The organism is Arthrobacter sp. Alg241-R88 (assembly GCF_900537115.1).
Lineage (GTDB): Bacteria > Actinomycetota > Actinomycetes > Actinomycetales > Micrococcaceae > Arthrobacter.
Genome location: NZ_UNRG01000015.1, coordinates 1 through 13587, shown reverse-complemented (window position 1 = coordinate 13587; position 13587 = coordinate 1). Strand labels below are relative to the sequence as shown.

At 66.4% G+C, this 13587-nt stretch carries 10 protein-coding genes; 8 read left to right on the top strand and 2 right to left on the bottom strand.

Going from position 1 to position 13587, the window contains the following annotated elements; all coding sequences use genetic code 11:
- Positions 1-23: 23 nt before the first annotated feature.
- The 5 genes from G6R19_RS19430 to purU are packed head-to-tail and all read left to right on the top strand — an operon-like array spanning position 24 to position 6308.
- Positions 24-431, top strand: a complete 408-nt coding sequence (locus G6R19_RS19430) for a sarcosine oxidase subunit delta (RefSeq protein ID WP_163167982.1) — start codon at positions 24-26, stop codon at positions 429-431.
- Positions 428-3403, top strand: a complete 2976-nt coding sequence (locus G6R19_RS19425) for a sarcosine oxidase subunit alpha family protein (protein ID WP_163167981.1) — start codon at positions 428-430, stop codon at positions 3401-3403. Before G6R19_RS19430 ends, G6R19_RS19425 begins: the two co-directional genes overlap by 4 nt.
- The gene (locus G6R19_RS19420; protein WP_163167980.1) at positions 3396-4034 is read left to right on the top strand and encodes a sarcosine oxidase subunit gamma family protein; all 639 of its coding nucleotides are present in this window, start codon (positions 3396-3398) and stop codon (positions 4032-4034) included. The genes G6R19_RS19425 and G6R19_RS19420 overlap by 8 nt, the downstream gene beginning before the upstream one ends.
- Positions 4035-5408 carry an L-serine ammonia-lyase gene (locus G6R19_RS19415; RefSeq protein ID WP_163167979.1) on the top strand — a complete coding sequence of 458 codons (1374 nt, stop codon included), beginning with the start codon at positions 4035-4037 and terminating at the stop codon, positions 5406-5408.
- A gap of 3 nt (positions 5409-5411) precedes the next feature.
- Positions 5412-6308: a formyltetrahydrofolate deformylase gene (gene purU, locus G6R19_RS19410; RefSeq protein ID WP_163167978.1), complete on the top strand. Its 897-nt coding sequence runs from the start codon at positions 5412-5414 to the stop codon at positions 6306-6308.
- A gap of 161 nt (positions 6309-6469) precedes the next feature.
- Here the strand turns inward: purU and G6R19_RS19405 are convergent, their stop codons facing one another.
- Both G6R19_RS19405 and G6R19_RS19400 read right to left on the bottom strand, forming a co-directional pair.
- Positions 6470-7429, bottom strand: coding sequence for a hypothetical protein (locus G6R19_RS19405; protein ID WP_163167977.1), 960 nt, complete (start codon positions 7427-7429; stop codon positions 6470-6472).
- A gap of 123 nt (positions 7430-7552) precedes the next feature.
- A complete protein-coding gene (locus G6R19_RS19400; RefSeq protein WP_346010092.1) occupies positions 7553-9070 on the bottom strand; it encodes a PucR family transcriptional regulator ligand-binding domain-containing protein in 1518 nt (505 codons plus the stop codon).
- A gap of 133 nt (positions 9071-9203) precedes the next feature.
- Between G6R19_RS19400 and G6R19_RS19395 the strand changes: the two genes are divergently transcribed.
- The 3 genes from G6R19_RS19395 (at position 9204) to G6R19_RS19385 (ending at position 13127) form a co-directional block, all read left to right on the top strand.
- The gene (locus G6R19_RS19395; protein WP_163167975.1) at positions 9204-10730 is read left to right on the top strand and encodes a cytosine permease; all 1527 of its coding nucleotides are present in this window, start codon (positions 9204-9206) and stop codon (positions 10728-10730) included.
- 48 nt (positions 10731-10778) lie between these two features.
- Complete coding sequence (locus tag G6R19_RS19390) at positions 10779-11738, top strand: polysaccharide deacetylase (protein WP_163167974.1); 960 nt, start codon at positions 10779-10781, stop codon at positions 11736-11738.
- Between the two features lie 210 nt (positions 11739-11948).
- Entirely contained in the window at positions 11949-13127 is a 1179-nt protein-coding gene (locus G6R19_RS19385) for an ABC transporter substrate-binding protein (protein WP_163167973.1), read from the top strand.
- Positions 13128-13587 lie beyond the last annotated feature (460 nt).

The window sequence follows — 13587 nt, the reverse complement described above, 5'->3', positions numbered from 1 at the left end:
GCCCCCACAGAAAGACAACGCACATGCTGCTCATCTCCTGCCCCAACTGCGGCTCCCGCGACGAGACCGAGTTCCACTACGGCGGCCAGGCCCACGTGCCTTACCCGGAAAACCCCAACGAACTGACCGACCGCCAATGGGCCGAGTTCCTGTTCTACCGGGACAACACCAAGGGCGCCTTCGCCGAGCGCTGGCTCCACAGCACGGGCTGCCGCCAGTGGTTCAACATGCTCCGCGACACCGTCACCTACGACATCCAGGCCGTCTACCCCATGGGCACGCCCCGCCCTGACGCACCTGCCCCGGCACCTGAGTCCGGCACTGCCAGCACCGCCGCTGACAGCACCACCACGGGGACTGCCGCGCCGGACATTTCCGGAACCAGTACTTCTGAAACCAGCACCACCGCCCCGGAAGGAGCAACCAAGTGACTTCCCAGAACCCCGCGGCTTCCCAGAACGCCCGCCTCGCCGCCGGTGGACGCATCGACCGCACCATCTCCTGGCGATTCACCGTGGACGGCGAGGAATTCACGGGCCACCCCGGTGACACCCTCGCCTCCGCGCTGCTGGCCAACGGCCGCGTCGCCGCCGGCAACTCGCTCTACGAGGACCGCCCCCGCGGGATCATGTCCGCCGGTGTGGAGGAATCCAACGCCCTGGTCAAGGTGCAGCCGCGCTTCCCCGGCCACGTGGCCGAGTCCATGCTCCCCGCCACCACGGTCACTCTGGTGGACGGCCTGCAGGCAGAATTGCTGAGCGGCCTGGGCAAGCTTGACCCCGAGGAGGACCGCGCCGAGTACGACAAGAAGTACGTCCACACCGACGTCCTGGTCATCGGCGGCGGTCCCGCAGGCCTGGCCGCAGCCCGCGAAGCCGTCCGCACCGGCGCCCGCGTCATGCTCCTGGACGACCAGCCGGAACTGGGCGGATCACTCCTTTCCGGGTCAACGGCAGCGGGACTTGACGAGACCATCGAGGGAAAGCCGGCGTTGGAATGGGTGGCCGACGTCGAAGCCGAACTCGTCTCCGGCGCCGAATCCACCGTCCTGAACCGCACCACCGCCTTCGGCGCGTACGACGCCAACTACGTGATCGCCGTCCAGAACCGCACCGACCATCTGTCCTCCCCCGCCGCGTCCGGTGTATCCCGGCAGCGTATTTGGCACATCCGTGCCAACCAGGTGGTGCTGGCCCCCGGCGCCCACGAACGGCCGCTGGTGTTCGAGAACAACGACCGGCCCGGCATCATGCTCGCCTCGGCCGTCCGCAGCTACCTCAACCGCTACGCAGTCGCAGCCGGCCAGCGCGTGGTCATCAGCACCACCAACGACAGCGCCTACGCCCTGGCCGCTGACCTGCGCGCCGCCGGCGTCAAGGTCGCCGCCGTGGTGGACGCCCGGCCGCAGCTCACCGCAGTGGCCGCGGCCGCCGTCGAAGCCGGCACCCGGGTGCTGATCGGCAGCGCGGTGGCCAACACCTCCTCCGGCTCCGCCGGAACAAACACCGACGGCCGCCTGGACGGGGTCACCGTCCGCAGCATTAACGACGACGGCGAGCTCACGTCGGGCATCGAACAGATCGCCTGCGACCTGCTGGCTGTGTCCGGCGGCTGGAGCCCGCTGGTCCACCTGCACTCCCAGCGGCAGGGCAAGCTGCGCTGGGATGACGAACTGGCCGCCTTTGTGCCAAGCACCGTGGTCCCCAACCAGCAGATTGTCGGCTCCGGTCGGGGCTCCTTCGACACCGCAGACTGCCTGGCCGAGGGAATCTCCGCCGGCGCGACGGCAGCTATCGCAGCTGGCTTTAGCGCCGCCGTCGAACCGGCACCGCTCGGCGAGCCGAAGGCCGCCGCCCCCACCCGCCAGCTGTGGCTGGTTCCCGGCGAGCAGGGCACTCCGGACGACTGGCACCACCACTTTGTGGACTTCCAGCGCGACCAGTCCGTGGCTGACGTGCTGCGCTCCACCGGAGCCGGCATGCGGTCCGTGGAGCACATCAAGCGCTACACCTCCATCAGCACCGCCAACGATCAGGGCAAAACCTCCGGCGTCAACGCGATCGGCGTCATCGCCGCCGCGCTGCGCACCGCCGGCGAGGCGTCCCGCGGCATCGGCGACATCGGCACCACCACCTACCGCGCACCCTTCACCCCCGTGGCGTTCGCGGCCCTCGCCGGCCGCCAGCGCGGCGAGCTGTTCGACCCCGCCCGCGTCACCTCGATCCACCCGTGGCACGTGGCAAAGGGCGCCCTGTTCGAGGACGTCGGCCAGTGGAAGCGGCCCTGGTACTACCCGCAGGACGGGGAGGACATGGACGCGGCCGTCCTGCGTGAATGCGCGGCCGTCCGCGACTCCGTGGGCTTTATGGACGCCACCACCCTGGGCAAGATCGAGATCCGCGGCAAGGACGCCGGTGAGTTCCTCAACCGGATCTACACCAACGCCTTCAAGAAGCTTGCTCCGGGCTCCGCGCGTTACGGCGTGATGTGCATGGCTGACGGCATGATCTTCGACGACGGCGTAACCCTGCGCCTCGACGAGGACCGCTACTTCATGACCACCACCACCGGCGGCGCCGCCAAGGTGCTGGACTGGCTGGAGGAATGGCTGCAGACCGAGTGGCCGGACCTGGACGTGCACTGCACCTCGGTGACCGAACAGTGGAGCACCATTGCCGTCGTCGGGCCCAAATCCCGCGCGGTCCTGGCAAAGGTGGCACCGGAGCTCGCCGCCAACGGCGGGCTGGAAGCCGAAGCCTTCCCGTTCATGACGTTCCGCGAAACCACCCTGGCCTCCGGCGTCCGCGCCCGGGTCTGCCGGATCTCCTTCTCCGGGGAACTGGCCTACGAGATCAACGTGCCGTCCTGGTACGGCCTGAACACGTGGGAAGCCGTGGCAGCCGCCGGCGCCGAGTTCAACATCACCCCCTACGGCACCGAAACCATGCACGTGCTCCGCGCCGAAAAGGGCTACCCGATCGTTGGGCAGGACACCGACGGCACCGTCACCCCGCAGGACGCGGGCATGGAATGGATCGTCTCCAAGGCCAAGGAATTCATCGGCAAGCGCTCCTACGCCCGGGCCGACGCCCAGCGCGAGGACCGCAAGCACCTGGTCAGCGTGCTCCCCGTGGACGGGACACTGCGCCTGCCGGAAGGCACCCAGCTTGTGGAAAAGGGCCGCTCCACCAACCCTGCCTACGGGCCGGTACCGATGGAAGGCTTCGTCACCTCCAGCTACCACAGCGCCGCCCTGGGCCGGTCATTCGGCCTGGCACTGATCAAGAACGGCCGCAACCGCATCGGCGAAACCCTGGTGGCTGCCGCCGGCGACCAGCTCGTGGACGTCGTCGTCGCCGAAACCGTACTTTTTGACCCCGAAGGGACCCGCAAAGATGGCTGAAACAGCAGCACCCGCAACCTCCTACGAGAAGAACCTCTCCCTCCGCGTCACCCCCGCCGCCCAGCTCCGGGCAGCGTTTGAAACCGGCTCCGTCCAGGGCGTGGTGGAACTGTCCGAGGTGTCCTTCCTGACCATGGTGGGTCTTCGGGTCAACCGGACCAGCGACACCGGGCAGCGCGTAACCGCCGTCACCGGCGGCCTGCCCGCGGCCTGCGGCGCCGTCAGCGGCACCGGGGACACCTCGGTGCTGTGGCTCGGGCCCGAAGAGTTCCTGGTGGTGGCACCCACCGAAGCCCATGAGTCCCTCGGCGGCGACCTGATCCAGGCACTCCGCGAAGCACTCGGCGACGGCGAAGGCCAGGTAGTGGACCTCTCCGCCAACCGCACCACCTTCGAACTCACCGGACCCCGGTCCCGCGCAGTCCTGGAAAAGGGCTGCGCCCTGGACCTGCACCCCCGCGTGCTGAAGGCCGGCACGGCACTGTCCACGGAGATCGGCAACATTCCCGTGGTGCTGTGGAAGACTGGTGAGGAGACCTTCCGGATCTTCCCCCGCGCGTCGTTCGCCGATTTCCTGGGCCGCTGGCTCCTCGACGCCATGCGGGAGTACGCCTCCCCCGAGGTCCCCTAAATGGCCCTCAGCGTCCTGGACCTGTTTTCCGTTGGCATCGGGCCGTCGTCGTCACACACGGTGGGCCCGATGCGGGCAGCGAAGCTGTTCGCCGATGGACTCAAAGGCGACGGACACCTGAGTTCCACCAGGCGCGTGCAGGCCGAACTGTTCGGTTCGCTGGGCGCCACCGGCCGCGGCCACGGCTCGGACAAGGCGGTGGTCCTGGGCTTCAAGGGGCTGGACCCGGAAACCGTGGACACCTCCACTGCCGATGACCAGGTGGCTGCCGCCGCCCTCGACGCCGAGCTGTGGGTGGGCGGCGACCACCGGGTGGACTTCAACTGGGACGAGGACGTGGTGCTGCACCGGCGCAAGTCCCTCCCGGCCCACCCGAACGGGATGACGTTCCGGGCGCTGGACCACGCCGGCGCCGTGCTCAGCGAACGGAGCTTCTATTCGATTGGGGGCGGCTTCGTTGTTGACGGGGACGCCGACGCCGGCGACAGGGTTGTTGCCGACTCGACCGTCCTTCCCTACCCGTTCGCCAGCGCGGACGAGCTCCTGGAGATCTGCGCACGCGAAGGCATGTCCATTTCCGACGTTATGCTCGCCAACGAGCTGGTGTGGCGGACCGAAGCGGAACTCCGGGAGAAGCTGCTGGGGCTGTGGGCGGTCATGCGCGAATGCGTGGACAACGGCTGCGCCGCGGAAGGAATCCTTCCCGGTGGGCTCAACGTCCGCCGCCGCGCGCCGTCGTTATTCCAGACCCTGAATGCGGACACCGGGGTGACCGACCCGCTCCGGGCCATGGAATGGGTGAACCTGTTCGCACTGGCCGTAAACGAGGAGAACGCCGCCGGCGGGCGCATCGTCACGGCACCCACCAACGGCGCGGCCGGCATCGTCCCGGCGGTGCTGCACTACTACGTGAAGTTCGTCCCCGGCGCCAATGACGACGGCGTGGTCCGCTTCCTTCTGGCCGCGGCCGCCGTCGGAATCCTGTTCAAGATCAACGCCTCCATTTCGGGGGCCGAGGTGGGCTGCCAGGGTGAGGTGGGCTCAGCCTGCTCCATGGCCGCCGCCGGGCTCTGCGAAGTGCTGGGCGGCACGCCTGCCCAGGTGGAAAACGCCGCCGAAGTGGGCATTGAACACAACCTCGGCCTGACGTGCGATCCGGTGGGCGGGCTGGTGCAGATCCCCTGCATCGAGCGCAACGCCATCGCCAGCGTGAAGGCCATCAACGCCGCCCGCCTTGCCCTGCACGGCGACGGCAGCCACAAGGTATCCCTCGACAAGGCCATCAAAACGATGCGCGAAACAGGAGCCGACATGAAAACCAAGTACAAGGAAACCTCCCGCGGAGGCCTTGCCGTCAACGTAATCGAGTGCTGAGCCATGACTGCCATCCAGACTGAAACTTCCCTGCCGCAGCTGGCGACCACTGTGGAGCATGTCCTGACGCTGGACTGCTCGGAATCACCGGGTATCGTCCATGCCGTGTCCGGCTTCCTACTGGAGCACGGCTGCGACATCATCGACAACCAGCAGTTCGGCGAGCGCTCCGAAGGACACTTCTTTATGCGGGTGCATTTTGCGTCCGACGGCGATGCCTCCACCGCGGACACGCTGCGGGCCGCTTTTGGCCCCGTTGCGGAGCGCTTCGGGATGCGCTGGCGGCTGGAGCCGCACGGTTCCAAGCGGCGGGTGCTGATCATGGTGTCCAAGTTCGGGCATTGCCTCAACGACCTGCTGTTCCGCGCGCGCGTCGGCGAGCTGCCCGTTGACGTGGTGGCGGTGGTGTCCAACCACACCGATCACCAGGCGCTGGTGGAATGGCACGGGATCCCGTTCTTCCATGTGCCCGTCACTGCCGACACCAAGCCCGCGGCCGAGGCCCGGCTGCTGGAGCTGGTGGACGAGTTCGATGTGGAACTCGTGGTTCTGGCCCGGTACATGCAGGTCCTCAGCGACAACCTGACCCGCAAGTTGGACGGGAAGGCGATCAACATCCACCACTCATTCCTGCCCAGCTTCAAGGGCGCCAAGCCATACCACCAGGCGTACGCCCGCGGTGTGAAGACCGTGGGCGCCACCGCGCACTACGTCAACAGTGAGCTCGACGAGGGGCCGATCATCTCGCAGCAGACCGTGGAGGTGGACCACACCTACGGGCCCGAGGACCTGGTGGCCGCCGGACGCGACACCGAGTGCAAGGCGCTGTCCAACGCGGTCCGCTGGCACTGTGAGGGCCGGGTCATCCTGCAGGGGAACCGGACGGTGGTGCTCCGCTAACCCCCACGGACGCTCTCTCACTTAACGCGGCTTTTCCTGCGACGCTCTCTCACTTAACGTGGCTTTTCCGGTGACGCTCTCTCACTTAACGTGGGTTTTCCGGTGACGCTCTCTCATCTCTGGTGAGGGAGCGTCACGGCGTTAAGCGCCATCTTCGACGTTCAATCGCCGCTGGCAAATCCTGACGCCTGCGGGTGGTCAAGCCAGCCCCTCCGAAGTGCCCGTTTGATGCGTTGAACTGCACTTTCAAAACCGTCCGCATGGTCGTCCTTGTCAAGAACCAGGACCGTCCAGCCAGCGGATTCGAACGCCTTGTCCCGTCTCCTGTCGCTGAGGATCTGCGCGTCGCCAAGGTGATGCCCGCCGTCGTACTGGATGGCAAGTCGGCGATGACGATAGCCCAAATCGGCCGACGGCGACCTCGCGTCTCCTGCGCGCAATGGCACCTGAAGTTCCGGCTCGGGTAGGCCAGCGCTGATGATAGCCAGGCGGAGCAGCGATTCGGGCGCGGAGTCCGCACCCACCCGCATCAGATCCAGCGCTTCGCGGGCCCTGACGATGCCCTGGAGATTTGGGTGGTGGCCCACCAGGATGCGAAGCCCCGCCAAGGTGTCGTAGGGCTGCGTCCTTCCCTCAAAATCCACCCGTGGGATGCGGATCAGTTCGTCACCCATGCTCACCAGATCATTGAGCGGCAGGATCCGTGCCAGGTCGAGCCAAGTGCGGGACCTGGTGCTCATGCTGATGCCGTCAACCACTTCAATCTCATCCTCAAGGGCCACGACGGTGTGCCCGAATATGCCCTTTCGGCGGACCGACGGCCGCGCCCGCGGCTTGCTGAGATGCAGTTCGTTAGAATCGGCCAGCCACGGTGGCAGCAGCTGACACCGGAGCCGGGCCGCGGTCACGTGTGAAATCCAGGCGCCGGGCGAAGCAGCGGACAACGCCCTTGCGGCACCTTCCAGATCGAAGTCCCAATCCGCCGGGCGGTAAAGACCGCGGCCCACGTTGACTACATCCTTGCGCCGAAGCCTGTCCAGGGTGACGCCGGAAGCCCTGGCAGAACCGAAGGTGAAGGGAGCCTGTGCCAACGGCGGGGGCAGGAATTCTTGCTTTCGCATGCTGGCATTGTGCCTCCTCAGGGCAGGACGCTGCAGAAGTTATCCACAGGCCGACCATTGGGCCTCGGTGGGTGAGAGAGCGTCGCCGAAAAACCCGCGTTAAGTGAGAGAGCGTCGCAGGGGTTATTTGGGCTGGAGGGCGGCGAGGCGGGTGGCCAAGTGCAGGGCGGGGAGGCGGCCGGTTCCGCGGGGGTCGCCGCCGCAGAGGGAGAAGATCCGCTGGAGCCGCTGGTGCATGGACTGCCGCTCCACATGCAGCTCCCTTGCAGCCTGGGCGGTGTTGCACCCGGAGTCCAGCCAGACGCGCAGTGTTTCCACCAGCTTGGACTGGCGCTGGGCGTCGTGCTCAAGGACGGCGGCGAGCTGCTGGCTCACGAAGTCCCGGCGCAGGGCTTCGTCCATGGAGTGAACTGCGAACCGTTCCACGGCGAACGCCTGGGCATCAAGCACCCGCCCAGGTGCCGTTCCCTCGAAACCGAAGCGTCCGACGTCGGCAGCCAGTTCCAGCGTGAGCCTCGCCTCGGCGAGCGACCATGGAGCGGAGGAGATACCCGATGCAATGGGTCCCACGGCGCTCACCGTTCCCTCCGGTACCTCCAACGACTGCAGGCCGGCCAGGATCTTTTGCCGCTCATCCTGGGCATTCCCGGAGCGGAGGACCCCCAGGGCCAGCAGCTCCGCGTTGTCCGCATAGCTGGCACCGTGCTGGCCACCCGGGTCCAGGAGGTGCTCCACCTGCCGCCGGAGCTGCTGGGAAGCGGAGGAGCGCATAACCACCGCCACCACCTGGGCAGAGACCGGGATGCCTGCGGCGGGCGCCAGTTCCTGCAGCCGCCAGTTTTGCTTGCCGGAATCAACAGCCCGGATCAGGGCCGCGCCGGCCATCTCCTTCAAACCGGGAGGCATCCGCTGCAACAGCGCAAGGGCCAGGATGTCCACGGAACGGTTGCCGGCGATCCGCGCCAGGTTCACGTCGGCTTCGCCGCGCACCTGAAGTGTCAGGCGGGCCGACGGAATCCCCCGCACGGGCACTTCAATCTGGACGGTGCTCTGATGCTCGCCGGAGCCATCCAAGGAGGCAGAGGCTTCACGCTCACTCGCAAATTCAGCACTCGCGAGGGTAATCCCGGCGGTAGAGGTGAGCACCACCTCCGAACCCGTGGCCGCAGCCAGGACAGCAAGAATCCGGTCCAGGCTGCCTCCGTGCGAGAGTTCCACCGCCATGGCGTGGCTGGCCTGGTCGGCTTGCTGCAGCTGGGCGGCGGACTGGCTGACAAGCTGTGAGTTGATGGCCTCCATGACCGCCACAAAAGGCACCACCCTGCGAAGCTCGATCAGCGGAAGCCCGGCTTCCTCGGCAGCCGAAATCATCGATGACGGAATGGACGGCAGCACACTGCCGGTCTCGATGGCGAGCGCCGCCACCCCACGCTCGGCCAGATCGTGGATGTAGCCCGTGCGGCGCTCATCGGAAGCCAGTGCCAGGGCCTGGCCGCCGGTCAGCAGCAGCTCACCGCCACCCAGCAGCGAGGCAATGTCCAAGACCTCGCTGGAGTGGATCCAGCGAAGCTGGGTTTGGGGAACGACTCCCGCCGCCGCACGGACCACGGGATCCGCGGCAATAACAGTGGAATGCCGCAAGACATCTTCCAAACGAACCGGCATGACACTCCGTCATGTAGAAGGGGAAAGCTCAAGACACATTGTAGATGGTAGATGTGGCCCCCGACACATAATCTTGAAGAATCCCCATCCCCTCAACGAAGAGGCCCCGATGCAACACCAATCCACAGCCCCAGGAGCCGAGCAATCCGTTCACACGGAAGACGTCGAAGCCTGGCTCCAGCCAATTCCCGAATCCAAGCGCACACACAAGGTCTCCGGCCAGTTCTGGATCTGGGCCGGCGCCAACCTGGCACCGATCAACTGGGTACTGGGCGCCCTCGGAATCCACCTGGGGCTGGGCTTCGCGGACACCGTGACAGTCCTGGTGCTGGGCAACCTGATCGGCATGCTGCTCTTCGGCTGCTTCGTCCTCCTTGGGCAGAAAACCGGCGCCACCGGCATGGTGCTCGCCCGGGCCGCATTCGGCAGGCGGGGGAACTACCTCCCGGCAGCCATCCAGGCGCTCCTGGTGATCGGCTGGTGCGCCGTGAACACCTGGATCATCCTGGACCTGGTCATGGCACTGTTCGGCACCCTGGGCTGGGTGGACCCCACAGCCGCCAACTACGGCTGGAAGATTGCCGTCGCCACCGGAATCATGGCCGCCCAGGTAGCCATCGCCTGGTTTGGCTATAAGGCGATTGCGGCTTTTGAAAAGTGGACTGTCCCGCCAACCATCGTCATCCTGGCCGTGATGTCAGCCGTGGCGTGGTTCGGCATGGACATCAACTGGGCTTACGCCGGCCCCGCGGGCAACATCCTGGAAGGCTCGGACCGGATTGCCGCGATGAGTGCCGTGATGACCGCCATCGGCATCGGTTGGGGCATCACCTGGTTCACCTACGCCGCAGACTACTCCCGGTTCGTCAGCACCGAAGTGCCCAAGAAAAAGGTCTACCTGGCATCGGTCCTGGGCCAGTTCATCCCCGTCGTCTGGCTCGGTGTCCTGGGCGCAAGCCTGGCCACCAACAGCGGCGAAATCGACCCCGGAAAGCTCATCGTCCAGAACTTCGGCGTCCTCGCCCTGCCCGTACTGCTGATGGTGCTCCATGGCCCCATCGCCACCAACATCCTCAACATCTACACCTTCTCGGTGGCCACCCAGGCACTCGACATCACCATCAGCCGCCGCAAGCTCAACCTGTTCGTCGGCGTCTTCTCGCTCGCCGCCGTCGTCTTCTTCATCTTCCAGGAGGACTTCGCAGCAGTCCTTGACGCCTGGCTCATCGGGCTCGTCGCCTGGGTCGCCGCCTGGGGCGGCGTCATGCTGGTCCACTACTTCTGGATCGACAAGCGCTGGCCCGGCAATCCGGAAAGGCTGTTCGACGGCGTCGGCACCCGGCGGCTCCCCGGCGTCAACTGGGCGGGCATCACCTCCCTCCTGGTGGGTATCTTCGCCACCTGGCTGTTTATGTACGGCCTCGTTCCCGCCATGCAGGGCCCCATCGCCGTGGCCCTGGGCGGCTGGGATCTGTCCTGGCTCGCCGGCGGCCTTGCCAGCGCCACCAGCTACGCCATCCTGGGGCCTAGGATGCACCGCAAATTCATCGAGTCCACCCCGGCACCTGCCCACCGCCAGCTGCCCACTGAGCTGACCGGTGCCGCTGCCCAGCCCGGCACGCCCGCCGCACTCTGAATTCCACTTTCTGAACCGCCGCACCCCGTTACGACAGGATTCCCCAACATGACTCTTGAAGCATTTCCCGACGCCGCCCACCCCATCACCTGGCCGGAAGGCAAGCGCGCAGCAGCGTCCTTCACGTTCGACGTCGACGCCGAATCCTGCACCATCGCCCACGACCCCAAGAGCACCAGCCGGATGTCCCTAATGACCCACCAGTCCTACGGGCCCAAGGTGGCAGTCCCCCGCTTACTGCAGATCCTCCAGCGGCAGGACATCCGCGCCACGTTCTTCGTCCCCGGCTTCACGGCCGAGTGCTACCCGGACACCGTCCGGCGCATCGTGGACGCCGGGCACGAGGTGGCCCACCACGGCTACCTGCACGAGCCAATGCAGGGCATCGACGCCGCCACGGAGGCCCGCTACATCGATCGCGGACTGGAGGCCTTGGCGAAGGCCGCCGGAGTAGAGCCTGTGGGGTACCGGGCGCCGTGGTGGGAGCTCAACTGGCACTCGCCGGCGCTTCTGGCGGACCGCGGCTTCCTCTACGATTCGAGCCTGCTCGACGGCGATGCCCCCTACCGCTTCAGCGTCGCCCCGGGCGACACCCGGGACATTGTGGAAATCCCTGTCGACTGGGCGCTGGACGACTGGGAGCAGTATGCCTTCTACCCCGGCGTCACGGGCAGCGGCGTCATCGAAAGCCCGGCCAAGGTCCTCGAAATGTGGACGCTCGAGGCGGAGGCGCACCATGCCCAGGGCAGCTGTTTTGTGCTCACCAACCATCCCTTCATCTCCGGGCGGCCCTCAAAAGCAGTGGCCCTGGAAAGGCTGATTGAACGGGTGAAGGCGATGGACGGCATGTGGGTGGCCACCATGGAAGACATCGCCGAACACACCCGCCGGTCAGTCCAGGAGGTCCACACCCACGCCCGCATCGAGGTGCCTGCCTTCCCGGACACAGGGGCGAGGTTCACGCCGCCGGTGGTACGGGAGTCCAGGCCGGCAGCTGCCGGCAGCTAAAGCCGACACAACAAAGGAGTGGTACTGCGCCTTCAGCGAAGGGCGCAGCACCACTCCCTTTTTGTGTCTTCCCGAGACGTTCCTTGACGCTGCGCTACGCCCTGTTGAGCGTTCACGACGTCCCGTGAACGCCCGCTACGGGAATCATTGTGGCGCTGCCGGGTGCTCCGTAATCTCAACTCAGCATCCGCCCCAGCAAAGGAACGTCCCATGTCAGACCCCTCAAGCAAGAGCCCGGAAGAGCCAGGCTCCACCCGCATCGTCGCCGGCCAGTCAGCCACTCCCAAGCGGCCCCTCGGCCTGAAGATCGGCATCGCCGCCGGCATCCTGGCCCTGGTGGGCGGCGGCGCCGCCGTCGCCTCCGCCGTCAACAACAACAGCGCCCCGGCAGCGGTCCAGGAGACCGCAGCTGCCGGCAACCCTGCTGCAGAACTGAAGCTCGGCTACTTCGGCAACGTGACCCACGCCCCCGCCCTTGTCGGCGTCAGCAAGGGCCACATTGCCGAGGAACTCGGCGACACAAAGCTGACCACCCAGGTGTTCAACGCCGGCCCTGCCGCCATCGAGGCCCTGAATGCCGGCGCCATCGATGCCACCTACATCGGCCCGAACCCGGCCATCAACTCCTACGTCAAGAGCGCCGGCGAGTCGGTGCACATCATCGCCGGCGCAGCCGCCGGCGGCGCCCAGCTGGTGGTCAAGCCGGAGATCAACTCCGCGGCAGACCTCAAGGGCAAGACGCTCGCCTCCCCGCAGCTTGGCGGCACGCAGGATGTCGCCCTCCGCGCGTGGCTCGCCTCGCAGGGCTACAAGACCAACGTGGACGGCAGCGGCGACGTCGCCATCAACCCCACCGAAAACGCCCAGACCCTGAAGCTGTTCCAGGACGGAAAGCTCGACGGCGCGTGGCTGCCCGAGCCGTGGGCCTCACGTTTGGTGCTGACCGCCGGAGCCAAGGTTCTGGTGGATGAAAAGGACCTGTGGGACGGCTCGCTGTCCGGCAAGCCGGGCGAATTCCCCACCACCATCCTGATCGTGAGCCAGAAGTTCGCGGCGGACCACCCGGACACCGTGAAGGCGCTCCTGAAGGGCCACGTGAAGTCGGTTGAGTGGCTGAACGGCGCGGCCGACGGCGAGAAGGCCTCTGTCATCAACGCCGCGTTGAAGGAATCCGCCGGCGCCGAACTGAAGGCGGACGTGATCGACAGGTCGCTGAAGAACATCGTGTTCACCGTGGACCCGCTCGCCGGAACCTACCAGAAGCTCCTGGCCGACGGCGTCGCTGCCGGCACCACCAAGCAGGCCGACATCAACGGCATCTTCGACCTGGTCGCGCTCAACAGTGTTTCGGACGAGAAGACCTCGGCCGCGGGCCTCGGCAAGGAGTAACGCACCGGCTGGCACGCTCTCTCACCTAACGCGCCATATTCACCAGCGCTCTCTCACTTAACGCGCCATCCCGGCCGACGCTCTCTCACTCTCCTTAAGAAAGTGAACTGCTCCCCGGAAGTTGGACTGAGAAATTCAGTTCCGACTTCCGGGGAGCAGTTTTATGCGTGCAAGTAGTTCATTATCTGAGGCGCAGCGTGAGGCGGCTGTAGCGTTGTTTGAGAGGGGTATCGGGTATCGGGCGGCGGCTCGTTTGCTGGATGCGCCTTGGGTGCCGGTCAGGGCACTGTATGGGCGGTGGAGGATTCATGGGCAAGGAGTGCTGGTGAGCAGGCCGGCGAAGTCGTACTCGTTCGAGTTCAAGCTGGCCTTGGTGCAGCGATTCCTCGCGGGCGAGCCCGGCCCGGAGCTGGCGGTGGAGGCCGGTTTGGCCTCCCGTGAGCTGCTGCAAAAGTGGGTC

Bases quoted from the DNA above. Each gene is read 5' to 3' on its own strand.
- G6R19_RS19415 (WP_163167979.1), top strand. From the start codon at position 4,035: ATGGCCCTCAGCGTCCTGGACCTGTTTTCCGTTGGCATCGGGCCGTCG.
- G6R19_RS19430 (WP_163167982.1), top strand. From the start codon at position 24: ATGCTGCTCATCTCCTGCCCCAACTGCGGCTCCCGCGACGAGACCGAG.
- G6R19_RS19405 (WP_163167977.1), bottom strand. From the start codon at position 7,429: ATGCGAAAGCAAGAATTCCTGCCCCCGCCGTTGGCACAGGCTCCCTTC.
- G6R19_RS19420 (WP_163167980.1), top strand. From the start codon at position 3,396: ATGGCTGAAACAGCAGCACCCGCAACCTCCTACGAGAAGAACCTCTCC.
- purU (WP_163167978.1), top strand. From the start codon at position 5,412: ATGACTGCCATCCAGACTGAAACTTCCCTGCCGCAGCTGGCGACCACT.
- G6R19_RS19385 (WP_163167973.1), top strand. From the start codon at position 11,949: ATGTCAGACCCCTCAAGCAAGAGCCCGGAAGAGCCAGGCTCCACCCGC.
- G6R19_RS19395 (WP_163167975.1), top strand. From the start codon at position 9,204: ATGCAACACCAATCCACAGCCCCAGGAGCCGAGCAATCCGTTCACACG.
- G6R19_RS19390 (WP_163167974.1), top strand. From the start codon at position 10,779: ATGACTCTTGAAGCATTTCCCGACGCCGCCCACCCCATCACCTGGCCG.